The following is a 23,419-nucleotide window of genomic DNA, read 5'->3' on the forward strand; positions in this document are numbered from 1 at the left end:
GGTAGGCGGGTAATACGTAGGACCGGCTTCAGCCGGGAAGAGGCCGGTGTGCGCACCATCAATCTCTCGATGGGATTTGTGACAGGTTCCCGGCTATAGCCGGTCCTACGTGGTGCACGGTAGGTGGGTCCTACAGGAGTGCGGCGGCGCCATCCCTAAACTAGAAATCTCCCCACAGCTGTTGCGCGATGCTCAACGCCACCACCGGCGCGGTTTCGGTGCGCAGCACACGCGGGCCCAGGCGGGCGGCGTGGAAGCCGGCATCTTGCGCTTGATCCACCTCGGCGTCGTTCAAGCCACCTTCTGGCCCGATCAGAAACGCCAGGCTGGCCGGTTTTTCATGACTGGTCAGTGGCTCCGCAACCGGGTGCAGTACCAGCTTCAGGTCCGCTTCGGTGTGTTTGAGCCAGCCCGCCAGTGTCACCGGCGCGTTCACCAATGGCACCACCGACCGGCCGCACTGCTCGCAGGCGCTGATCGCAATCTGCTGCCAGTGGGCCTGACGTTTTTCGGCACGTTCGTCCTTCAAGCGCACTTCGCAGCGCTCGCTGATGATCGGGGTGATTTGCGTCACGCCCAGCTCAGTGGCTTTCTGAATCGCCCAGTCCATGCGCTCGCCCCGCGACAAGCCCTGGCCCAGATGCACCTGCAAGGGCGACTCGGCCTGGCCGGCGAAACTTTCGGTGACCTGCACGCGCACGCGCTTTTTACCGACTTCGGCAAGCGTTGCGCGAAACTCCTGGCCCGAGCCGTCGAACAGTTGCACCGCATCGCCTTCGGACATCCGCAAAACCCGACTGATGTAATGCGCCTGGGCCTCGGGCAGTTCGTGCTCGCCGGTGCTCAGCGGGGCATCGATGAAAAAGCGGGACAGTCTCATGGTTGTTTCTCAGTGAATTGTATTGATGCTGCGATCCATTGTAGGAGTGAGCGTGCTCGCGATGCTGATCGTTCCCACGCTCCGCGTGGCAATGCATCCCGTGGCGCTCAGCGCTACACAGGCGGACGCGGAGTGTCCAGATCGTCGTTCCCACGCGGACCGTGGGAATCATCGGCCCAGTGAGTCGCGTATTTCAATCAGCCCGGATCACGAAAGTCCGGGTGGAAATTTTCTCTCACGGCCACGTTCACGCTGCTTCGTGTGGCGATGTCGATGCCTTCGCTGGCGACCTCGGCGAGGAAATCGATCTGCTCCGGCGTGATCACGTACGGCGGCAGGAAATACACCACGCTGCCCAGTGGACGCAGCAGCGCACCTCGGGTCAGGGCGTGCTCGAAAACTTTGAGGCCGCGACGTTCCTGCCACGGATACGCCGTTTTGGTCGCCTTGTCCTGCACCATTTCGATGGCGATGGCCATTCCGGTCTGGCGCACCTCGGCCACATGAGGGTGATCGGCCAGGTGGGCCGTCGCGGTCTTCATGCGCTGTGCGAGCGCCTTGTTGTTCTCGATGACGTTGTCCTGCTCGAAGATATCCAGCGTTGCCAGTGCGGCCGCACACGCCAATGGATTGCCGGTGTAGCTGTGAGAGTGCAAGAACGCGCGCAAGGTCGGGTAGTCATCGTAAAACGCGTCGTAAACGTCATCGGTGGTGATGCACGCCGCCAGCGGCAGATAACCGCCGGTGAGCGCCTTGGACAAGCACAGGAAGTCCGGGCGGATACCGGCTTGCTCGCAGGCGAACATCGTTCCGGTACGGCCGAAGCCTACGGCGATCTCATCGTGGATGAGGTGCACGCCGTATCGGTCACAGGCCTCGCGCAGCAGCTTGAGGTAGATCGGGTCGTACATCCGCATGCCGCCTGCGCCCTGAATCAGCGGCTCGATGATCACTGCCGCGACCGTCTCGTGGTTTTCGGCGAGCGTCTGCTCCATCACCGCAAACATCGTGCGCGTGTGTTCTTCCCAGCTCACGCCTTCGGGACGGTGATAGCAGTCGGGGCTGGGCACCTTGATGGTGTCCATCAGTAATGCTTTATAGGTTTCAGTGAACAGCGGCACGTCGCCCACCGACATCGCTGCTACGGTCTCGCCGTGATAACTGTTAGTCAGGGTGACGTAGCGTTTTTTGTTCGGTTTGCCGCGGTTGAGCCAGTAGTGAAAGCTCATTTTCAGCGCGACTTCGATGCAGGACGACCCGTTATCGGCGTAAAAGCAGCGCGTCAGTCCTTCCGGCGTCATGGCGACGAGGCGCTCGGACAGTTCGATCACCGGCTGATGGCTGAAGCCCGCCAGGATCACGTGCTCCAATTGGTCGACCTGATCCTTGATGCGCTGATTGATGCGCGGATTGGCATGGCCGAACACGTTGACCCACCAGGAGCTGACGGCGTCCAGATAACGCTTGCCTTCGAAGTCCTCCAGCCAAACCCCGTCACCGCGCTTGATCGGTATCAGCGGCAGGTTTTCGTGGTCTTTCATCTGGGTGCAGGGATGCCACAGGACCTTGAGGTCACGTTGCATCCACTGATCGTTGAGGCCCATCGGTATTCTCCTGGTGACGACTCGCATGGCGCGAGGGCAAACAATCGCGCAAGCCTATGCAATGGACGGCAGCGGGACAACCTTTAGCGCATTCTTTCGCTGCCTGCTGGCGCCGCAAACAAGCCCGACGGACATTGCTGGCGGGCGTTTCGCGGCTGGCGTATCCTTCGCGCTCTTCGAAGAATCGGACACAAAATCCGACAATTCCCCCCGTTTTATTCCGGAGTTCGCTGAATGCTTTCTGGTTGGCTGCGCGCCTGTGCGCTGGTGATGGTTGGGCTGGTCAGCGCTTCGGCGCTTGCCGTTGATAAACCGCATACGGCGATTGTCGTCGGGGGTGGCCTGGCGGGCCTGACGGCCGCCTATGAGCTGCAGAGCAAGGGCTGGCAGGTCACGCTGCTCGAGGCCAAGCCAGCGGTGGGCGGCCGCTCGGGTCTGGCCGGCAGTGAGTGGATCGGCAACGCCAAGGCCCAGCCGGTCCTCAACCAGTATCTGGATCGCTTCAAGATTAAACCTGTGCCTGCGCCTGAGTTCGTGCGCACACCGGGCTATCTGATCGACGGCGAATATTTCTCGGCTGCTGATCTTGCCACCAAACAGCCTGCAACCGCGGAAGCCATCAAACGCTACGAAGCGGCGCTGGACGATATGGCCCGCTCGATCACCGATCCCGAAAACCCTGCGGCCAACAGCACGCTTTTCGCGCTGGACCAGATCAACGTGGCCAACTGGCTGGACCGTCTGAGTCTGCCAGCGACGGCGCGCCAGCTCATCAATCAGCAGATTCGTACGCGCTATGACGAACCATCGCGCCTGTCGTTGCTGTATTTCGCACAGCAGTCGCGGGTCAATCGCAACGTCGACGACCGCGACCGTCGTGCGGCACGCCTGCCCGGTGGCAGCGCAGTGCTGGCCGAGGAGTTCGTCAAACAGCTGAAAGTGATCAAGACCAACTCGCCGGTTTCGGCCATCAACCAGGACAAGGACGGCGTCACCGTCAAGGTGGGTTCGGTGGGCTACGAGGCCGAGTACGTCGTGCTCGCCGTGCCGTTGCGCGCGTTGAGCAAGATTCAGCTGACCCCGGCGCTGGATGCTCAGCACCAGGGTGCTATCAAGAGCACGAACTACGGCTGGCATGACCAGATCATGCTCAAGTTCAAGAATCCGGTGTGGGACAGCAAGGCGCGCATGTCCGGCGAAATCTACAGCAACACGGGCCTGGGCATGCTGTGGATTGAGCCTGCACTGAAAGGCGGCGCCAACGCGGTCATCAATCTGTCGGGCGATAACGCACGCATCATGCAGGCGTTCGGCGACAAACAACTGGTGGATCAGGTGCTGATTCGTCTGCACGCTTTCTATCCACAGGCTCGTGGCGCTTTCACCGGTTATGAAATCCGACGCTCCAGCGTCGACCCTTCAACCGGCGGCGCGTACCTGGCCTTTGGTCCGGGCCAGATCAGCAAATACTGGCGTCTGTGGGAAAAACCCTTGCAGCGCGTAGCCTTTGCCGGCGAACACACCGACAGCCTGTACCCGGGCACCCTGGAAGGTGCACTGCGCACCGGTCAACGGGCTGCCGGCCAAGTGCAGGATCTGGCCGCCGGCAAGTCGTTCGAGCCTGTGAAAGTCGCGCCGCCGAAAGCACCTGAAGCAGCGCCTAAAGAGAGCGGCGGCATCGGCGGCTTCTTCTCGAACATGTTTGGCGGGTCGAAACCCGAGCCGAAACCGGCTGAAAAAGCGCCAGAGCCTGCACCGGCTCCCGCTCCTTCGCCTGCACCTGCTCCGGTAGTCGCGCCGCCTGCTCCTGCCGTGGAGCCAGCCAAGCCGGCGGTCGAGCCTGCGAAGAAGGCCGCGACCAAAAAAGAGCCAGCCAAGAAAGAGCCCGCCAAAAAGGCTCCGGCAAAACCGGCTGCCACCCATAAGGCCCCGGCCAAGACCGACGCGGCCAAAAAAGCTCCGGCCAAGGCGACAACCCCGGCCGCTCCGGCCACTGACAGCAAGAATTGATGAGCGCTTGCTGACACGAGAAAGGCGCGGTTTCTACCGCGCCTTTTTTTCGTCTGCTAAAAAGTACTGTGCCTGAAAGGCGAGTCGATAAGTCCACGCGCAGGAACTGCCACGCACTTCGGGAATAACGTTGCGTTAATGCAGCGCGAAAGAAAATATGACAGGAGATTTCCATCGGATTTCCTGATATTTCAAAGCAATATTTTGCGCTTTCTTTCGATAGGTAAAACGCTAGTCTTTCACTCGGCTCTTACAGGATATTCGGCATGCAGTTACGCAACTCTTCTTCTCGATATGGCTGGGTCAGCATCGTTCTACACTGGGGCGTTGCGCTGACCGTTTTCGGAATGTTTGCGCTGGGGTTGTGGATGGTTGGCCTGGGTTATTACGACGCTTGGCGTAAAGCGGGTCCTGACCTGCATAAAAGCATTGGGATCACGTTGTTCCTGTTCATGTTGATTCGGGTGGTCTGGCGCTTCATCAGCCCACCGCCAGCTGCACCGGCCAATCACAGCCGCTTCGTACGGGTCGCCGCCAAACTCGGTCATGCGTTCCTGTATCTGGATCTGTTTCTGGTCATGTTCGCCGGATACCTCATTTCCACCGCCGAAGGTGTGGGGATTCCGGTATTCGGTCTGTTTGAAGTGCCCGCGCTGATCAGTGGACTGCCCGACCAGGCAGACGTTGCCGGTGAAGTGCATTTGTACCTCGCCTGGACCCTGGTGATTTTTGCCGTACTCCATGGGCTGGCTGCTTTGAAGCATCACTTCATTGATCGTGATGCGACCCTTGTTCGTATGCTTGGCCGCAAGGCCTGATGCTCACTCACAACTCAGAAGGAACACGACACATGTTGAAAAAGACGTTTGCTGCATTGGCCCTCGGTACTGCTCTGCTGTCGGCTGGTCAGGCGATGGCTGCCGACTACACCATTGACAAGGAAGGTCAGCACGCCTTCATCAACTTCAAAATCAGCCACCTGGGCTACAGCTTCATCTACGGTACGTTCAAGGACTGGAGCGGCACATTCAGCTTCGACGCTGCCAAGCCTGAGGACAGCAAAATCAGCATCGACGTGAAAACCGCCAGCGTTGACACCAACCATGCTGAACGTAACAAGCACATCAGCAGCAAGGACTTCCTGGACGTCGCGACCTATCCGGACGCCAAGTTCGTGTCGACCAAAATCACCAACGTCGGCAAGAACGCCGATGGCAAGACCACGGCTGACGTGGTGGGTGATCTGACGCTGCACGGCGTGACCAAACCTGTCACCGTCAAGACGACTTTCCTGGGCGAAGGCAAGGATCCGTGGGGCGGCTACCGTGCAGGCTTTGAAGGTACTACCACCATCAAACGTTCTGATTTCGGCAAGATGATGGACCTGGGTCCACAGTCCGACACCATGACCCTGGACATCACGTTCGAAGGCGTCAAGGCCAAGTAATTCGGGCTGCTGCAATAAAAAACGCCGACCTTTGGGTCGGCGTTTTTGTGAGTGCTCCTCACGTTTCGGAAGGCTTAACGGCCATCTGAACCCAAGCCTGAGCGTGCCCGGGCTGTGGCGGCAGCGCATACAGACAAACAAAAACGCCCCGAACCAGTCGGGGCGTTTTCGTTTCAGCCAGGCTTAACCTTCGCGATTGCGGGTCAGCAGGGCAGGTTTTTCACCGCGTGGGCGGCTTGGCAACTGATCAAGCAGCTCGGCCGACGGGAAGCGGTCGACCTTGGATTCCTTGTGCATGATCTTCGGCTGGTTCTGGTTTTCACGAGGACCTTTCACCGCAGGCTCCTGACGGGCAGCCTGATCTTCACGCGCAGGGCGACGGTTGCGTGGCTGATCGTCGCGACGCGGCTGACCATCACGGCCCGAACCGTTGCGAGGACCGTTACGCTTGGCTGGCGCGCCTGTACCCGCGGCGGCACCGGCGCCGCCATTGCGCGGACCGCTGCGCCCCGGAGCCTGACCGCGTGGCGCAGGTGCTGCGCCAGTGGCCGGAGCGCCCGGACGACGGTTGCGGCCTTGCTGGTTCTTGCCCTGATAAGGACTCACGTAGTCAGCGCGATTACCGAAGTTGTCGACTTCGTCATCCAGGAACTCGTCAGGCGCACGGTCAGCACGCGGTGCGGGTGGCTGGGACGGGCGTGCTTCGTTAGACGGCGTGCCCTGGCGGGGCTTCTGCTGACGAGCGGGACGTGCCGGACGCTCGCCCGACGCTGCCGGCTTGTCCTTGCCCTTGTCTTTACCCTTGTCCTTGCGACCGCCGCCACCGCCGCCGCCATTCGGACCGTCGCCCCGAGGGCCGCGAGCATTGCGCGGGTTGCGTACGTCCGGACGCTCACGCACTTCAGGCTTTTCAGCCTCTACGGCGGTGATGTCAAAGCCCATCAGATCGCCGTCCGCGATCTTCTGTTTGGTCATGCGCTCAATGCTTTTAAGCAGTTTTTCTTCATCTGGCGCGACCAGCGAAATCGCCTCGCCGGTGCGTCCGGCTCGACCGGTACGGCCGATACGGTGCACGTAATCTTCATCGACGTTCGGCAGTTCGAAGTTGACCACGTGGGGCAGCTGATCGATGTCCAGGCCGCGAGCGGCGATGTCGGTGGCGACCATGATGCGAACGGTGCCCGCCTTGAAGTCGGCCAGCGCCTTGGTGCGCGCGTTCTGGCTTTTGTTGCCATGGATGGCCACAGCGCTCAGGCCGTGTTTATCCAGGTATTCGGCCAGACGGTTGGCGCCGTGCTTGGTGCGAGTGAACACCAGCACCTGTTCCCATGCGCCCTGAGTGATCAGGTGGGCGAGCAGCGAGCGCTTGTGGTTGGCTGGCAGGCGGAAAACGCGCTGTTCGATACGCTCGACCGTGGTGTTCGGCGGCGTGACTTCAATGCGTTCCGGGTTGTGCAGCAGCTTGCCGGCGAGGGCCGTGATGTCTGCCGAGAACGTTGCAGAGAACAGCAGGTTCTGGCGTTTGGCAGGCAGGCGAGCGAGGACTTTCTTCACGTCGTGAACGAAGCCCATGTCGAGCATGCGGTCGGCTTCGTCGAGCACGAGAATTTCAACGTGGGACAGATCGACGCTGCCTTGGCCGGCCAGGTCGAGCAGGCGACCCGGGCAGGCCACCAGCACGTCGACGCCGCGCGCCATGGCCTGAACCTGTGGGTTCATGCCGACGCCGCCGAAAATGCACGCACTGACGAACTTGAGGTTCTTGGCGTAGATCTTGAAGCTGTCGTGAACCTGGGCTGCGAGTTCACGCGTTGGGGTCAGGACCAGTACGCGAGGTTGGCGCGGGCCATGACGCTGGGATTTGTCCGGGTGACCGGCGGGGAACAGACGCTCCAGAATCGGAAGAGCGAAACCACCGGTTTTACCAGTACCTGTCTGAGCGGCGACCATCAGATCGCGGCCTTGCAACACGGCGGGGATAGCCCGCTGTTGCACCGGAGTAGGCTGGGTATAGCCAGCAGCCTCGATGGCGCTGACTAAAGCCTCGGAGAGACCGAGGGAAGCAAAGGACATGAGTAATCCTGTCTTAAGTTGGGGCCAAGGGGCCCAAATAGGGATGATCTTCCGGGCGCAGATTGGCGTGAGAAAGCGCAATCCCGTCCGGTCCTGTCGGGGTCTGTAAGTTCAACTCGTGGCATGAGCGCTGGGTGAAGAATGCGCTGCTGGCGTGATCGAGAAGTCTTCCGTGAGACCGAGCATCCGGGCGTAAGCCTGGCGGGAACGCCGGAGTATAACAGAGCAATCACAACGCGCTGCTTTCATGCTGCTCAACGGTTTTATCGATGCCGGCTGCCGGTGGCGTCGCAGAGTGCGTTGCCGGCGCCACCCGTGTCTCGCCCGTATAGCGCGCTACCAGCTGCGCGTAGGCGGGTTCACGTTTGAAGCGTTTCAACTCGGCACTGAAACGTTGTACCAGTAAATCCATGCCAGCGTTACGTCGCAATGCAAGAAATTGCTCTCGGTGGCTGACAACACCGGGGAGCTGGCTCACCTGATCGCGCAATTTCAACTGGTCGATGATTGCCTGGCCGACGAGGCGGTCAGTCACCATCAGGTCGACACGGCCGCGAATCAGTTTGCCGAAGTTCGCCTCGTGGCTGGGTGCAGGCTCGCGTGTGAACAGCGTCGAGCTGTCGAACTCCGGGCTGTACAAATAGCCTGGCGACACACCGATGGTCAGCCCGCGCAGATCGTCCAGACTGTCGAAAGCATGGGGCCGGGCATTGGCCTGATACATCACGTAATTGACGTCCGACATGGGCTCGGTCGGGTACAACAGCAAATTGTCGCGTTCGCTCGCCTGAAAAATATCCAGAATGCCGTCGGCATCACCTTGCTGGAGCATCATCAGGCAGCGTTTCCACGGCAGGAACTGCCACTGAACATCGATGCCCAGACGCTGGAAGACAATGGACGTGGTGTCGTAATCCAGGCCTGAAACATGCTGGTCGTCAACGATGATGTAAGGCGACCACGGCTCGGTGACGATACGCAGCTTTTCGCCCAGCGCATTGAGGCTCAGGCAGGCGAGCAGGGTGGCGATCAGCAGTCGGAAGGTCTGAGGCATGGGGCGAGATTACGACGCTCGACCCCGAAATAGAAGCATTGTTTCCGAGTGCCCCGGGCAGGCCCCATTGCGCTGAGAGCCTGCCGCTAGAGCGTCGCCTCGCGATCGCAAGAGTCACTGAAGCCGGTTGCGGGGTGTTCAGCGAGGAAGCTTGAGGTTGTTCCAGATCGCCAGGCTAGGTTCCGCCTGATTCAGCGTATAGAAGTGCAGGCCAGGCGCGCCGCCTTGCAGCAGTCGATCGCACATCTCGGTAATCACCTGCTCGCCGAACGCCTGGATGCTCGCCGCGTCATCGCCGTAGGCTTCCAGTTGTTTGCGAATCCAACGCGGAATTTCCGCTCCGCAGGCGTCGGAGAAGCGCGCCAGCTTGCTGTAGTTGGTGATCGGCATGATGCCCGGCACGACCGGAATGCTGACGCCCAGTTTCTCGACGCGGTCGACGAAGTAGAAGTAGCTGTCGGCATTGAAGAAGTACTGGGTGATCGCACTGTCGGCACCGGCATTGGCCTTGCGCACGAAGTTCTTGAGGTCTTCTTCGAAATTGCGCGCTTGAGGGTGCATCTCCGGGTAGGCCGCAACTTCGATATGGAAGTGGCTGCCGGTTTCTTCACGAATGAAGCTCACCAGGTCATTGGCGTAACGCAGCTCACCGCTGGCCATGCCCATGCCGGAGGGAAGGTCGCCGCGCAGGGCGACGATGCGGTTGATGCCTGCTTCCTTGTACTGCGCAAGCAAACCGCGCAGATCGGCCTTGCTGTCGCCGACGCACGACAGATGCGGGGCCGCTGGAATATTCACTTCTTTTTCCAGTTGCAGCACGGTGTTGATCGTGCGGTCGCGCGTGGACCCCCCGGCACCGTAAGTGCAGGAGAAGAAATCGGGATTGTAGCCAGCCAGCGTACGGGCCGTGGCAAGCAGTTTTTCATGACCAGCGTCGGTCTTCGTAGGGAAGAACTCGAAGCTGTAGCGACGGTCTTGGGACATGGAGCGAGTCTCCAGCTGCAAGCCACAAGCTACAAGCTGCAAGAAGGGCGGTGCGCCGGCTCATGCAGCCAGTGGCTCAGAACTTGGTGCTGCTAAATGCTTGGACGATTTAAGAGCCAGAAGCGGCAAGTAAGGGCAACGATGTCGCTTTTACTTGCCGCTTGAAGCTTGCCGCTCAAAGCTGCTTTTAGTAACGATAAGCGTGCGGTTTGAACGGGCCTTCGACGCTCACGCCGATGTAGTCGGCCTGGGTCTTGGTCAGCTTGGTCACGACGCCGCCGAAGCCGCGCACCATTTCCAGGGCCACTTCTTCGTCGAGTTTCTTCGGCAGAACTTCAACGGTCAGGCGTTCGGCTTTCTGAGCCGGGCTCAGGTCGGCGTATTTCTGGCCGAACAGGAAGATCTGAGCCAGCACCTGGTTGGCGAACGAGCCGTCCATGATGCGGCTTGGGTGACCCGTGGCGTTACCCAGGTTCACCAGACGGCCTTCGGCCAGCAGGATCAGGTAATCGTCGTTCTGTGGGTCGAACTCGCCAGCGCCGGTGCGGTGGATCTTGTGCACCTGTGGCTTCACTTCTTCCCATGCCCAGTTCTTGCGCATGAAAGCCGTGTCGATTTCGTTGTCGAAGTGACCGATGTTGCAGACCACGGCGCGTTTTTTCAGCGCTTTGAGCATGTTCGCGTCGCAGACGTTGACGTTGCCGGTGGTGGTCACGATCAGGTCGATCTTGCCCAGCAGCGCTTTGTCGATGCTGGCTTCGGTGCCGTCGTTTTCACCGTTGATGAACGGCGATACCAGCTCGAAACCGTCCATGCAGGCTTGCATGGCGCAGATTGGGTCGACTTCGGTCACTTTGACGATCATGCCTTCCTGACGCAGCGACTGGGCGGAACCCTTGCCCACGTCACCGTAGCCGATGACCAGCGCTTGCTTGCCGGACAGCAGATGGTCGGTGCCGCGCTTGATCGCGTCGTTCAGGCTGTGACGGCAGCCGTACTTGTTGTCGTTCTTGCTCTTGGTGACCGAGTCGTTGACGTTGATCGCAGGGATCTTCAGTTCGCCCTTGGCCAGCATGTCCAGCAGGCGGTGTACGCCGGTGGTGGTTTCTTCGGTGACGCCATGGATTTTTTCCAGCATCGCCGGGTATTTCTTGTGCAGGATCTCGGTCAGATCACCGCCGTCGTCGAGGATCATGTTGGCGTCCCAAGGCTGACCGTCCTTCAGGATGGTCTGCTCGATGCACCACTCGTACTCTTCTTCGGTCTCGCCCTTCCAGGCGAAAACCGGGATGCCGGCGGCGGCGATGGCGGCGGCGGCCTGATCCTGAGTCGAGAAAATGTTGCAGGAAGACCAACGTACTTCGGCACCCAGGGCAACCAGGGTTTCGATCAGCACGGCAGTCTGAATGGTCATGTGGATGCAGCCGAGGATCTTCGCGCCTTTGAGCGGTTGCTCGCCGGCGTATTTGCGACGCAGGCCCATCAGGGCAGGCATTTCGGATTCAGCGATGATGGTCTCGCGACGACCCCAGGCAGCCAGGGTAATGTCGGCAACTTTGTAATCGTTGAAGTCGGCGGGCGTCAGTACAGCGCTCATAAGAGTCTCCATTCGTAGTGTGCGAATGGGCGCCGTTGTGCGTTTAAGGCTTGCCCGGCTGCAGTGAGCTTTGAGCAAACAACGCCCCATCCGAGCCTGACAGGTCTGGCCTGCTGCAGCGCCCCTCGGACAGGTGGCGGGAAAACGGTATCAAGCGGTGATGACCGTTTTTTGAAGCGGTGCAGAGTATAACGACGTCTTTGATCCAGCCCAAGGGCCAGACACAGATAAATGACGAGCGACTAATCAAGACCATAGTCGATGCTCAATGGAGGTAAACGTTGCGGGCTGGCACTATGTTCCTCATCAAACGGCAGACGACAGGAGAGCACCATGAATTTTCACACTCGCAAATGGGTAAAGCCCGAGGACCTGAACCCCAACGGCACACTGTTCGGCGGCAGTCTGCTGCGCTGGATCGACGAAGAAGCGGCGATCTACGCCATCGTCCAGCTGGGCAATCAGCGAGTGGTGACCAAGTACATTTCCGAGATCAACTTCGTCAGCGCATCGCGTCAGGGTGACATCATCGAACTAGGCATCACCGCCACTGAGTTCGGTCGCACTTCGATCACGCTGACTTGCCAGGTGCGCAACAAGATCACCCGAAAGAGCATTCTCACGGTCGAGAAAATGGTCTTCGTGAACCTGGGTGAGGATGGCCTGCCTGCCCCTCACGGCAAGACCGAGATCACCTACGTGAAGGATCAGTTCAAGGAAGAAGTGATTAACGGCTGATGCGCGCAATGGACGCGGATTTTTGATCGATGCGGAACCTGTGGGGGCGAGCCAGCTGTCTTTGACACCCTCTTCGATCAGCGGCGTAATACCCGACGCGTTCCCGGCTGAGACCGGTCCTACGAAAAGCTTACAGCGTCAGTAGGACCGGCTTCAGCCGGGAAGAGGCCGGAACATGCTGTGGAGTTGCAGCGTCTGGAAATCAGCCATCGCGAGCAAGCTCGCTCCCACAGGGCTTGTGGTGTCTCGCCGGGTTGTGTCACCCCGCGAAATAGGTGGGAGTGAGCTTGCTCGCGATGGCGGTGTTTCAGGCGAAAAACTTTGTCTGATCTGACGCTTCGCGAGCAAGCTCGCTTCTACATTGGAGGCAGGGTGTATTACCCGGGATTGCGCGCCTTCCAGTCCCGCAGCCATTGCAACCCTTCACTGGTATCGCCACGCGGGCGGTATTCGCAGCCGACCCAGCCGGTGTAGCCCAGGCGGTCAATTTCCTCGAACAGCCACGGATAGTTCACTTCACCGATGTCCGGCTCATGCCGATCCGGCACGCCGGCGATCTGGATGTGCCCGATGCCGGCAAAATCTCGACGCAGCTTGGTGGTCACGTCGCCCTCGACGATCTGGCAGTGATAGCAGTCGAACTGCACCAGCAGGTTATCGGCGCCGACTTCCTTGAGGATGGCCTGACCCTGATCCTGACGATTGAGGAAAAAGCCTGGAATGTCGCGGGTATTGATCGGCTCGATCAAGACGGTAATGCCAGCCTTCGCTGCTTCCTGAGCCGCGTGGCTCAGGTTTTCCAGATACACCGCGTGATGCTTCTGGCGCAGCTCCTCACTGGGCAGCAGACCTGCCATGACGTGAATCCGGTCATTGCCCAGAACTGCGGCATATTCCAGCGCCTTCTGGAAACCGCTGCGGAACTCGCTCTCGCGCCCCGGCAGCGATGCAATCCCGCGCTCACCTTTACTGAAGTCCCCCGGCGGGGCGTTGAACAGCGCCTGCGTCAGGCCGAAGTCCTCAAGGCGCAGCTTGATTTCTTCAGCCTTGAAGTCGTACGGAAACAGGTATTCCACGCCTTTGAAACCGTCACTGGCCGCAGCGGAAAAGCGAGCGAGAAAATCGTGTTGCGGATACATCATGCTGAGGTTGGCAGCGAAACGAGGCATGTTTTTCTCCTGTCTTGAAAAGGGCCGGAGCCGTCAGACGAAAGGCCAGAGCAGCAAGGTCATGAGGAAGCCCAGCGTGCCCAGAACGGTGACCAGGAAGGTCCAGGTGCGCAGGCCGTCACCGACGTTCAGACCGGCCAGCTTGGTGAACATCCAGTAACCGGCGTCGTTGATGTGCGACATCGCCAGGCCGCCACCGCCCATGGCCAGGCACAGCAGAGCCATGTGGTTGGCGCTCAGGTTCAGGGTCGCGATCAGCGGACTGAGGATACCGGCGGTCGTGACCAGTGCCACTGTGGTCGAGCCTTGCACGGCGCGCAACAGCAATGTCAGCAGGAAGCCCAGCGCGAGGACCGGCAGGCCGGTGTTGCGCAACGCTTCGGACACCACCGCGCCGATACCCGTATCGACCAATACCTTGCCGAACACGCCACCGGCGCCGGCAATCAGGATCACCATGGCAACGCCCGGCAGCGCCGAACCGATCACGTCCGAAACCTGACTGCGGCTCCAGCCGCGACGCGAACCCAGGATCCACGCACACAGCAGCGTGTCGATCAGCAGCGCAACCAGAGGTGCGCCGAGAACGGTCAGCACACTGCGCAGGCCGGAGTCGGCAGGCAGCATGGTGGTCGCCAGTGTGCCCAGCAGGATCAGAATGATAGGCAGCAGAATCAGCGCGATGATGATGCCCGCGCCCGGAGCGGGTGCTTTTGGCAAACGTGCGGCCAGGCTGCTGGCGCTTTCTTCCAGGCCCAGTTGCTTGCCGGAGTGGGTCGCGTCGGCGGTCTTGGAGTAGTCGTTGTTCGCCCAGTCGACCAGATCCTGATTACGGATGTGCGGACCGTAGACTTCACTGCGGATGTCGTCGGTCATCGGGTAGGTCTTGCGCGTCATGCGTCCGGCAATCACGTAGCCGATCAAGCACAGCACGGCAACGATCGGCAGGCCGAACATCAGCACGCGCCCCAGATCCGCGCCCAATTGTCCGGCAGCGGCAACGGCGCCCGGATGCGGTGGCAGGAACGCGTGCACCGACAGCAAAGCTGCGCACATGGGCAGGGCGAAGATCAGCAGCGGTTTGCGCGCGGCACGGGCGACGCCGTAGGCCAGCGGCATCAGAATGATCACGCCGACTTCAAAGAACACCGGAATCCCGACCATGAAGCCTGCGACGGTCAGGGCCAGTGGCGTGCGCTTGTTGCCGAAGCGGTTGATCAGCGTCCTGGCCAGCGCTTCTGCGCCGCCCGAGAGCTCGATGATCCGTCCGATCATGGCGCCCAGCGCGATGATGATCGCGATGTGGCCAAGGGTTTTGCCCATGCCGCCTTCGATGGTTGCGACCAGATCGGCCGGTTTAACGCCGGCCACCAGTGCAACGATGATGCTGACCAGCATCAGCGCCACGAACGGCTGGAATTTGTACTTGAGCACCAGAAGCAGCAACAGCGCGATGCCGGCTCCGGCAATGATCATCAGTAATAAAGGAGTCATGTGGTGTCCTGTTGTTATTGTTTTCCGGCATCGCCGGGCCGTCGAAACCGTCGCGACGGCCCCGTTCAACGCTGTCGCGATTACCAGTTCACGCCGAACGTCTGGCGCAGTTCTTCCAGAGCCGCTGCGTCCAGCGGTTCGGGTTTGGGGTTGCTCATCAGCCAGAGCCGGGCGGTTTCTTCCAGCTCTTCCAGGGCGTAAGCGGCCTTGGCCACCGAGCTTTCCCAGACCACCGGCCCGAGCCGCTCGAGCATGACGCCGCGCACGCTGTTGGCCAGTTTCGCCACTTGGTCAGCGACCTTCGGCGAGCCTGGGCGCTCATAGGAAATCAACGGAATGTGGCCGACCTTCATCACCTGATACGGCGTGATCGGCGGCAGGATGTCGTCCGGCTTCCAGACGCCCGCCAGCGTCAGCGCTACAAGGTGAGTGGAGTGGGTGTGCACCACGCCGCCGACGCCGGGATTGCGGTCGTACACCTGACGATGCAACGCCAGGGTCTTGGACGGTTTGTCGCCCGAAACCCATTCGCCGGCCAGATTGACCTTGGCGATCGCGGTCGGGTCCATACGTCCCAGGCACGCGTCGGTGGGGGTGATCAGCCAGCCGTCTTCCAGGCGGGCGCTGATGTTGCCCGCGCTGCCCACGGTGTAGCCGCGACCGAACAGCAGGCGGCCGATCTCGCAGATTTCTTCACGCTGCTTGTTTTCAGTGGTCATTGAGCGCCTCCGGCCAGTTGCTTGAGCGCTTTGTCGAAGAAGTCGCGGCCACCGAAGTTGCCGGACTTCAACGCCAGTGCCAGTGGTTGCTGACCACTGCTGATCGTCGCCGGAACGCCCGGATCGATTTGCGCACCGATCTTCAACAGGCTGACGCCCAAGGCTTGAACCACCGCGCCGGAAGTCTCTCCGCCTGCGACGACAAAACGTTTCACGCCGGCATCCAGCAAGCCACGGGCGATTTTGCCCAACGCCTCTTCAACCATGGCGCCGGCACGTTCGACACCCAGCTGCTTTTGTACGGCTTTCACTTCTTCGGGGCTGCTGGTGGCGTAAATCAGAACGGTCTGGCCGGCGTCACGGGCGAATGCCAGTGCCTGCTCAACCACCGGCTTGCCATCGGCGAGCGCCAGCGGGTCAATACGCAGGGCAGGGCGGCCGGCCTCGAGCCACGCGGCAACCTGGCCGTTGGTGGCGACGGAGGCGCTGCCGGCGAGTACGACTTCGCCACCCTGGACTTGCTCGAGTCGAGCGGCGTCGATATCGCGCAGCTTGCCGGCGTTTCGGAAATTGTTCGGCAGGCCGAGCGCCAGCCCTGAACCACCGGTGAGCAGTGGCAGGTCGGCGCAGGCTTCACCGAGGGTGTACAGATCGGCGTCCGAGAGCGCGTCGGCAATCGCCATGACCACACCTTCGGCGCGCAGCTCGGCGATGCGGGCGCGCACGCCATCCACGCCCTTGGCGATGCTGTCGTAACGCAGCAGACCGACTGTCCGTTGGGTCTGCGATTGCAGGACACGCACCAGATTGGCGTCGGTCATCGGCGTCAGCGGGTGGTTCTGCATGCCGCATTCGTTGAGCAGTTGGTCCTGGACGAACAGGTGCCCACGGAAAATGGTGCGGCCGTTTTCCGGGAACGCCGGGCAAGCGAGGGTGAAATCGCTGTTCAGCGCGTTGAGCAGCGCTTCGCTGACCTGACCGATGTTGCCTTTGGCAGTGGAATCGAACGTCGAGCAGTACTTGAAGAAGATCTGCTCGCAGCCCCGATCACGCAGCCATTGCAGCGCGGCCAGCGACTCGTCGACAGCCTCGGCGGCTGGCGTGGTCCGGGATTTCAAGGCGATCACGATCGCATCGGCGTCCAGCTCGGCCAGGCTGTCTGCACTCGGAATGCCGATGCTCTGCACGGTGCGCATGCCGCCGCGAACCAGCATGTTGGCAAGGTCGGTGGCGCCGGTGAAGTCGTCGGCGATGCAGCCCAGCAGAGGGCGCGGAATCATGTTGCTCATCTGCGGCCTCTCAGTTGCTGTCTGGTTTGGCGGTCGGCAATTCGATGCCCGGGAAAATCTTGATCACCGCGGAATCGTCTTCGCGACCGAAGCCTGCGGTGGAAGCCTGCATGAACATCTGGTGCGCGGTGGACGACAGCGGCAGCGGGAATTTGCTGGCGCGCGCGGTATCCAGCACCAGGCCCAGATCCTTGACGAAGATGTCCACTGCCGACAGCGGCGTGTAGTCCGCCTTCAGGATGTGCGGCACGCGGTTCTCGAACATCCACGAGTTGCCCGCGCTGTTGGTGATCACTTCATACAACGCATCGGCGTCGACGCCTTCACGCAGACCGAGCGCCATGGCCTCGGCGCTGGCAGCGATGTGCACGCCCGCCAGCAGCTGATTGATGATTTTGACTTTCGAGCCCAGGCCATGAACGTCGCCCAGGCGATACACCTTGCCGGCCATGCCATTGAGGATGGCGTCTGCTTTGGCGTAGGAGTCTGCCGGGCCGGACGTCATCATGGTCATCTGACCGGCAGCGGCTTTGGCTGCGCCGCCGGAGATAGGGGCGTCGAGGTAGAGAAGGCCTTTCTCGGTCAGGCGCTGGCCCAACTCGATGGCGAACGTCGGTGCGACAGTGGCGCAGCCGATAATCAGACTGCCTGGCTTGAGCGCAGCGACCGCGCCGTTTTCACCGAACAGCACGGTTTCAGTCTGCTCGGCATTGACCACGACAGTAATGATTACATCGCAGGCGGCGGCCATGGCGGCCGGAGAGTCACACGCAACGCCGCCTTCGCTGGCGAATTGCTCAGTGACGGCTGCGCGTACGTCGCAGGCATGAACGTTGAAGCCGCTGCGCAGCAGGGAGCGGGCGATGCCCAGGCCCATGGCACCCAAACCAATCACGCCGACGTTCTTGTTATTCATGAGTCTCTCCTCGGGTTGAGCGCCGAAGTTCATCAGCACTCGAACGGTGTTTGTTCTGATCTGTTAAAGATAGTGAACCTGTGAACGAATAATGTGAAGTAATTTTTTCAGTTAACAAAAGTTAACACTGATCATTTTTTGACCGCAAACAAAAAGCCTCGGCAAGGCCGAGGCTTCATGATGGGTGGTAGCTAAGCTGGCCTGCGATCGCAGTGAGTCAGCAGCGAGTGGTTTGACGGCACTCGTACTCCCGAGCAAGCCCAGGCTTGCACAGGCGTGCAGGCAAATTCAGCGCGGCTTGTCGACGGATGCCAGCATCAACTCGACGCCATGGGCGCGGATGCTTTCGGCGGGGCCGTGAGCCAGCCCGTCGTCGCTGATGATCGCGTCGAACTGCTCCAGCCCGGCGATCTTGTACATGCCGAACGTGCCATATTTTGAACTGGTGGTAATCAGCACACAGCGTGATGCCGCTTGCATCGCGGCCTGTTTGACCTCGACTTTCAAGGCCGAAGGCGTTGTCGTGCCGCGCTGCAGATCCCAGGAACTGGTGGACATGAACGCCACGTCAGTCGCCAGCTGTCGCAAGGTCGCCGCCGCCAGGCCGCCTACGCACGAACGGTTCGGGTGGTCGAGCATCCCGCCTGTGTGAATCACATCGACATGCGTCGCGTCGGCCAGCGCATTGACCACGCCAAAATCGTTGGTGACCACGGTCATCCCGGACAAGGCGACGATGTACGGCACGATTTCCAGCGTGCTGGTGCCGGCGTCCAGATAGACCGTCATTTCCGGATGCAGCAGGCCTGCCGCCAGCTTGGCCATCGCTTGTTTCTGCGGCAGCTCGACAACCGCCTTGGACTGATGACTGGGTTCGCTGTGCACCTGACTCGCGATGCGCACGCCGCCCGTGACCGAGTAGGCGCGGCCGCTCTGTTCGAGCAGGGCGATGTCGCGGCGGATGGTCATGTGCGAACAATCGAACATCTCCATCAGCTGATGCACGCTGAGCACTTGATGTTTGCGCAACTGGCGAAGCATCAACTCCCGGCGTTGGTCGGGAATCATGGGTGCTGCGCCGCTGACGGTGGCGTCGTCTTCGCTGGACATTCAGGCTCCTGGCATCGAAGTGCAGCCGCTGTCGGCTGTCGTGGCAGGCATCTTAGCCAAACCCGTGGCTTGTGACAGCAGGCAGCGAGCGCGACATGAGCGATACGCGTGACGTGTCGCGATCGGGCCAATCCATTATCCTCGGTCGCGCCAGCGCGGCGAGAGGTCGCGATGTTCCGGCCAGCGCGACCCAACGCGCGCTCGTAGAACCACGCTAACAGGGAGACGTCATTGCTCGCCACGACATTGGTGCTGATCGCAGCACTGCTGCATGCCACTTGGAACACACTCATCAAATTCAGCGGCGAGCGCCTGCTGGTCATCGCCAGCATGGACGCCGTGGCGTTTTTTCTGGCTGTTCTAGCCATCGGGTTCGTTGCCCCACCGCCCTTGCACATCTGGCCGTGGCTGGTCGCCTCGGCGCTTTTTGAAGTGCTCTATCGCGCGTTGCTGATCAGGGCTTATCGCGTCGGCGACCTTGGGCTGGTCTATCCGCTGATGCGCGGGCTGTCGCCGCTGGTGGTGCTGGTGCTTACGCTGATTTTTGCGGGCGAGCAGCTGACGGCGCAGGAGATAGTCGGTATTTTGCTGATCCCTTGCGGCATGATCTGCCTGCTGTGGCAGGGCGGCGGCGGTGATCGATTGCCTTGGTCGATGCTGCCGGTGGTGGGGCTGATCGGGTTGTGCATCGGCAGCTACACCTGGATTGACGGGCAGGCACTCAAGCGTGGCGTGGCCCCGCTGGATTACCTGGTCTGGCTGACGTTCATCAGCGCGTGGCCCTTTCCGCTGCTTGCAGTGGTCAACAAGCGCCCAGCGTTCATGTCGTTCTGGCGTGAGCAATGGAAACTGGGGCTGAGCGTGGGTTTCTGCGTGCTGTTCAGCTATGCCCTGGTGCTCTGGGCGATGCAGTTGGGATCGGTCGCGCAGGCCGCTGCATTACGTGAGGTCAGCGTCGTGCTCGTGGTGCTGTTCGGTATGCGTTATCTGAAAGAACCTTTCGGCGGCCCGCGGCTCTTAGCTTGTGGATTGGTGCTGGCCGGGATGCTTCTGATGAAGCTCACATTCTAAAAAAGGATATTGGTATGACGGTTGCGTTTTGGTGCGTCTTGATTGTGATTCTGTTGCCGCTGGTCTGCACCTCGATTGCGAAGTTCAGCAGTGGCCGATTCGGCGCCCGGCAGAACCACAATCCGCGGGACTTCCTTGACCAGCTCGAAGGTCTCCCTCGCCGCGCTCACGCCGCGCAGCAAAACAGCTTCGAGGCGATTCCGGGATTCGCGGCCGGCGTGATCATCGCCCACGTCGCAGGCGTCGCGCAGTTGGTGACCATCGATGTGCTGGCCGTTCTGTTCGTGACGACACGTCTGCTCTACATCATCTTCTATCTGGCGGACCTTGCTGCGTTGCGCTCGCTGGTGTGGTTCATCGGTCTGGCGCTGGTGGTTGCCCTGTTCGGCGTTTCTGTCTGATCCGGGTTTGAATCGTATTGATTTTCACGGCTGTGCCGGTTCAGTCAGTAGTCGTCATGAAGTCAGAATCCAGTGAGTTCATAAGGTCGTATTCAAGGGCTTTGTCACGGTCAGCGGCAAGTCTGATCGTGGCAGCTGCGCTGCTGTTGAGTGGCTGCAATGGGCCTGACGCGGATTCTCCGCTGGCACAGCGCAAGGCGGTCTTCAAACAGATGCTGAAAACCAGCGAAGACATCGGCGGAATGTTGAGAGGGCGTCTGCCTTTCGACGGTCCGGCGTTCGCAGCCGGTGCGGTCAAGCTCGACGCCCTTTCCCACGAGCCCTGGAAGCATTTTCCTGCCGTCAAAGAGTCCGAGCACACCAGCGCCAAAGACGCTGTCTGGCAAAAACAGGCGCGATTTCAAACGCTGGCAAGAGCGCTGGAGACCCGCACCGGCGAGTTGGTGCTCGCCACCGAGCAACTGCAGCTGACGCCTGCGAACATGATCCCACCCATGAACAACGTCGAAGACGCCTGCGACGCGTGCCATAAAGAGTTTCGCGACCACTGATCCCGCGCGGCTCCAACCGATGGCCGTGCTGGAGAATGCGCAGCGGCCGCGCTACTCAGATCCGCCTATTCGTCGTCTTCGTCAGGCTGAACCTTCTCCAGTTCTTCCTGTGCGTCCTGCAATTCTTTGCGGGACTCGGCCAGCTTGTCTTTGCGCTTGTTGATCTTCTCCGGATCGCCTTTGTCCATCGCCTTGTTCAAATCAGCCTGACGACGGCTGACCTCGCGCTTGGCATCCAGCACTTTCTGCTCCTGCTGTTTGAGCAGCCCTGCATCGGTGCAGTTGGCAGTGGCTTCGCTCAGGGCTTTCTCCAGCCCGGCCTGTTGGCTGGCATTGCCGGCGGCTTTGGCCTGTTCGATCTGATTGCTGATGTCCTGACGCTTGGCTGCGCAGCCGCTCAACTCCGGCGCCTGCTCGGCGGCCAAAGCTGGAACAGCCAGCAGGCCGCATGCGGTGAACATGATCAGCGGTGACAAGAATTTCATGGACGCTCCTTGAATACACACATCCGGACGCTGCACACAATCGTCCGGCCATAAATGACTAAAAACCCTGAATACCCTGTTCCCGCAGTTGCTCACTCAACGCCTGCACGTGCGGGTCTTGAAAAAAAGCGTGCAACTGCTTCGCACGACCCGGGCCAACACCGCTTTGCGCTTGCCACTGATCAACGCTGCGAGCGGCGAGCGCCGACCAGGAATCCCCAAGAGGGGCACCTGCGGCCGGCGGTAAACCGATCGCTTTGAGCCAGATCACAAAGGATTGTTCGCGAGCGCCCTGGAAAGTCTCCAGCAGTTTAGCGCTGCTGCGCGGGCCGAGACCGGGAATGTTAGCAAGTTGTGCACCATCAAGGGTCATCCAGTCGAGCAAGCCATTGATATGTCCGGCATTTATCAGCTTGTCCCACGTGCCCGGTCCGACGCCGCTGAGTGCCAGTCCTTTCTTGCCGCTGAGCCATTTGAGGCGTTCCCGGAATTGGCCTTCACAGCCTTCGACCGGTTGCCAGCAACTCAGCGAATGGTAGTCGGCAGTCACCGGAATCTTCAGGACCTCACGCTCAGCACTGCGCGAGACCACGCCGTCCAGTCGCGGGATCGTCAGCCCGGCAAGACTGATCGCCACCTGATCGCCCGCGCGAATGTCGAGCTCCTCCCAGCGTCGCAGCGAGCCGACGCTGATACGGCTGATCTTGCGGTCGTCCAGCTGAACAGGAACCAGGTCCAATACCGGAGTGATCTTGCCGCTGCGGCCGACGTTGAAGTTGACCTTGCGCACTTCGGCCAGTGCCTGGGCGAAAGGGTATTTCCAGGCAGCGATCCAGTAAGGCGCCTTCGCCTGCCAGCGCTGCGAGGTGGGCCGCTCGCCCTGGCGGATCACGACACCATCGGTCGCGAACGGCAGCGGACTGCGATACCAGTGGTCGCGCCAGCGCTGCGCCTGATTGAATCCCACGATCGGCTCACTGAACCGCAGACTGTCTTCGAACCCCAGCGCCCTGAGCCCCGCCAGTCGCTCGCGCATCGCGGTCGGGCCGTCTGGCCAGTCCCAAACGAACAGACCGATATTGGCGCCTTCGGCTTCGCTGATGAATTTGCGTGCCATCAAGCCCGCTACCTTGCTTCGGGCATTGAGACTGCCGGCATCGGCCTGCACATGATCGTCGAGCTTCCAGTACAACTCGCCCTGCAACACCAAAGTCTTTTCCCACGCAAGATGATGAGGAATCGACGCAATCTGGTGCGCATGGCCGACCCAATCCTGACCGGTAACCCCGTTGCCGCGGCTGATCATCTGCACCAGCTTTCCGCTTTCGTACACCAGCGTCACGGCCACGCCGTCGACTTTCGGTTGAATCCACAGATCGGTACGCCCCTTGAGCCAAGCCTGCACGGCCATCTCGTCGCGCAGCTTGTTCAGACCTGTGTGAGGAACCGGATGAGCGATCGTGCCCCCAGACGTTTTCAGCGGGTCATCCTCGGTCGCGGGCGACTGGGCGAAGCAGCTGCGCAGATAGGCCAGGCGCTCGCGCGACTGGTCGTAAAGCTCATCAGCCACCAGCGATACGCCCTGACGATGGTAGCTGTCATCCCATTTTTCGATCTGCGCCTGCTGCAGCGCGATCTCGCTGCGGGCTTTGAAGGGCGACCAGTCGGGGCAGGATTGTGCATTGACCTGGTTAGCCAGAAGAGGCAGTGCGCAGAGGGCCAGTGTGCGAAGTGAGAGCAGCATCGAAGCGTCCTTGCTTGGGAGGAGCGAGGAAGGCTACGCCGCCTGAAAATCTTCTGCGATTGAGGGTTGGTTACCGGGTGTTA

General features: G+C 60.7%; 21 protein-coding genes and 1 riboswitch. Of the genes, 7 read left to right on the plus strand and 14 right to left on the minus strand.

Annotated features, from left to right (window positions below; all coding sequences use genetic code 11):
- Nucleotides 1-160 precede the first annotated feature (160 nt).
- Together BMZ10_RS24115 and BMZ10_RS24120 are read right to left on the minus strand one after the other, a co-directional pair.
- Nucleotides 161-880: a 16S rRNA (uracil(1498)-N(3))-methyltransferase gene (locus BMZ10_RS24115; protein ID WP_093468337.1), complete on the minus strand. Its 720-nt coding sequence runs from the start codon at nt 878-880 to the stop codon at nt 161-163.
- A 197-nt stretch (nt 881-1,077) separates the two neighbouring features.
- Nucleotides 1,078-2,484, minus strand: a complete 1,407-nt coding sequence (locus tag BMZ10_RS24120) for an adenosylmethionine--8-amino-7-oxononanoate transaminase (RefSeq protein ID WP_093468340.1) — start codon at nt 2,482-2,484, stop codon at nt 1,078-1,080.
- Nucleotides 2,485-2,718: 234 nt separating this feature from the next.
- On the opposite strand from BMZ10_RS24120, the gene BMZ10_RS24125 reads away from it, so the two are divergent.
- From BMZ10_RS24125 to BMZ10_RS24135, 3 genes are all read left to right on the plus strand, one after another.
- Entirely contained in the window at nt 2,719-4,494 is a 1,776-nt protein-coding gene (locus BMZ10_RS24125; RefSeq protein ID WP_093468343.1) for a flavin monoamine oxidase family protein, read from the plus strand.
- A gap of 266 nt (nt 4,495-4,760) precedes the next feature.
- Nucleotides 4,761-5,312: a cytochrome b gene (locus BMZ10_RS24130; protein WP_093468346.1), complete on the plus strand. Its 552-nt coding sequence runs from the start codon at nt 4,761-4,763 to the stop codon at nt 5,310-5,312.
- A gap of 32 nt (nt 5,313-5,344) precedes the next feature.
- Nucleotides 5,345-5,941: a YceI family protein gene (locus tag BMZ10_RS24135; RefSeq protein ID WP_093468349.1), complete on the plus strand. Its 597-nt coding sequence runs from the start codon at nt 5,345-5,347 to the stop codon at nt 5,939-5,941.
- A 183-nt stretch (nt 5,942-6,124) separates the two neighbouring features.
- Here BMZ10_RS24135 and BMZ10_RS24140 read toward each other — a convergent pair whose 3' ends face one another.
- The 4 genes from BMZ10_RS24140 to ahcY all read right to left on the minus strand — a co-directional run bounded on the left by BMZ10_RS24140 (nt 6,125) and on the right by ahcY (nt 11,649).
- Complete coding sequence (locus tag BMZ10_RS24140) at nt 6,125-8,014, minus strand: RNA helicase RhlE2 (RefSeq protein ID WP_093468352.1); 1,890 nt, start codon at nt 8,012-8,014, stop codon at nt 6,125-6,127.
- A gap of 229 nt (nt 8,015-8,243) precedes the next feature.
- Nucleotides 8,244-9,068: a substrate-binding periplasmic protein gene (locus BMZ10_RS24145; protein ID WP_093468355.1), complete on the minus strand. Its 825-nt coding sequence runs from the start codon at nt 9,066-9,068 to the stop codon at nt 8,244-8,246.
- A 138-nt stretch (nt 9,069-9,206) separates the two neighbouring features.
- Complete coding sequence (gene metF, locus BMZ10_RS24150; protein WP_093468358.1) at nt 9,207-10,052, minus strand: methylenetetrahydrofolate reductase [NAD(P)H]; 846 nt, start codon at nt 10,050-10,052, stop codon at nt 9,207-9,209.
- 187 nt (nt 10,053-10,239) lie between these two features.
- Entirely contained in the window at nt 10,240-11,649 is a 1,410-nt protein-coding gene (gene ahcY, locus BMZ10_RS24155) for an adenosylhomocysteinase (protein ID WP_093468361.1), read from the minus strand.
- A 20-nt stretch (nt 11,650-11,669) separates the two neighbouring features.
- Nucleotides 11,670-11,782: riboswitch (S-adenosyl-L-homocysteine riboswitch) on the minus strand.
- A 200-nt stretch (nt 11,783-11,982) separates the two neighbouring features.
- Here ahcY and BMZ10_RS24160 point away from each other — a divergent pair.
- Entirely contained in the window at nt 11,983-12,387 is a 405-nt protein-coding gene (locus BMZ10_RS24160; protein ID WP_093468364.1) for an acyl-CoA thioesterase, read from the plus strand.
- Nucleotides 12,388-12,764: 377 nt separating this feature from the next.
- On the opposite strand, the gene otnI is transcribed toward BMZ10_RS24160, so the two are convergent.
- From otnI to BMZ10_RS24190, 6 genes are all read right to left on the minus strand, one after another.
- The gene (otnI, locus tag BMZ10_RS24165) at nt 12,765-13,556 is read right to left on the minus strand and encodes a 2-oxo-tetronate isomerase (RefSeq protein WP_093468367.1); all 792 of its coding nucleotides are present in this window, start codon (nt 13,554-13,556) and stop codon (nt 12,765-12,767) included.
- A gap of 33 nt (nt 13,557-13,589) precedes the next feature.
- A complete protein-coding gene (locus tag BMZ10_RS24170; protein WP_093468370.1) occupies nt 13,590-15,050 on the minus strand; it encodes a GntT/GntP/DsdX family permease in 1,461 nt (486 codons plus the stop codon).
- 80 nt (nt 15,051-15,130) lie between these two features.
- Nucleotides 15,131-15,769 carry a 3-oxo-tetronate 4-phosphate decarboxylase gene (locus tag BMZ10_RS24175; protein WP_093468373.1) on the minus strand — a complete coding sequence of 213 codons (639 nt, stop codon included), beginning with the start codon at nt 15,767-15,769 and terminating at the stop codon, nt 15,131-15,133.
- Nucleotides 15,766-17,058, minus strand: coding sequence for a 3-oxo-tetronate kinase (otnK, locus tag BMZ10_RS24180; protein WP_093468375.1), 1,293 nt, complete (start codon nt 17,056-17,058; stop codon nt 15,766-15,768). Before otnK ends, BMZ10_RS24175 begins: the two co-directional genes overlap by 4 nt.
- Before the next feature lie 10 nt (nt 17,059-17,068).
- Nucleotides 17,069-17,974, minus strand: coding sequence for an L-threonate dehydrogenase (ltnD, locus tag BMZ10_RS24185; RefSeq protein WP_093468378.1), 906 nt, complete (start codon nt 17,972-17,974; stop codon nt 17,069-17,071).
- Between the two features lie 288 nt (nt 17,975-18,262).
- Complete coding sequence (locus tag BMZ10_RS24190; protein ID WP_093468381.1) at nt 18,263-19,084, minus strand: DeoR/GlpR family DNA-binding transcription regulator; 822 nt, start codon at nt 19,082-19,084, stop codon at nt 18,263-18,265.
- Nucleotides 19,085-19,315: 231 nt separating this feature from the next.
- Between BMZ10_RS24190 and BMZ10_RS24195 the strand changes: the two genes are divergently transcribed.
- The 3 genes from BMZ10_RS24195 (at nt 19,316) to BMZ10_RS24205 (ending at nt 21,107) form a co-directional block, all read left to right on the plus strand.
- Nucleotides 19,316-20,155 carry a DMT family transporter gene (locus tag BMZ10_RS24195; protein ID WP_093468385.1) on the plus strand — a complete coding sequence of 280 codons (840 nt, stop codon included), beginning with the start codon at nt 19,316-19,318 and terminating at the stop codon, nt 20,153-20,155.
- A 14-nt stretch (nt 20,156-20,169) separates the two neighbouring features.
- Complete coding sequence (locus BMZ10_RS24200) at nt 20,170-20,556, plus strand: MAPEG family protein (protein ID WP_093468388.1); 387 nt, start codon at nt 20,170-20,172, stop codon at nt 20,554-20,556.
- 128 nt (nt 20,557-20,684) lie between these two features.
- Complete coding sequence (locus BMZ10_RS24205) at nt 20,685-21,107, plus strand: c-type cytochrome (protein ID WP_256214576.1); 423 nt, start codon at nt 20,685-20,687, stop codon at nt 21,105-21,107.
- A gap of 65 nt (nt 21,108-21,172) precedes the next feature.
- Here BMZ10_RS24205 and BMZ10_RS24210 read toward each other — a convergent pair whose 3' ends face one another.
- Together BMZ10_RS24210 and ligB are read right to left on the minus strand one after the other, a co-directional pair.
- Nucleotides 21,173-21,592 (minus strand): DUF1090 domain-containing protein, encoded by a 420-nt coding sequence (locus BMZ10_RS24210; RefSeq protein WP_093468394.1) that lies wholly within the window; start codon nt 21,590-21,592, stop codon nt 21,173-21,175.
- Between the two features lie 58 nt (nt 21,593-21,650).
- The gene (gene ligB, locus BMZ10_RS24215) at nt 21,651-23,336 is read right to left on the minus strand and encodes an NAD-dependent DNA ligase LigB (protein WP_093468397.1); all 1,686 of its coding nucleotides are present in this window, start codon (nt 23,334-23,336) and stop codon (nt 21,651-21,653) included.
- Between the last annotated feature and the right edge of the window lie 83 nt (nt 23,337-23,419).

The organism is Pseudomonas sp. NFR16 (assembly GCF_900108875.1).
GTDB lineage: Bacteria > Pseudomonadota > Gammaproteobacteria > Pseudomonadales > Pseudomonadaceae > Aquipseudomonas.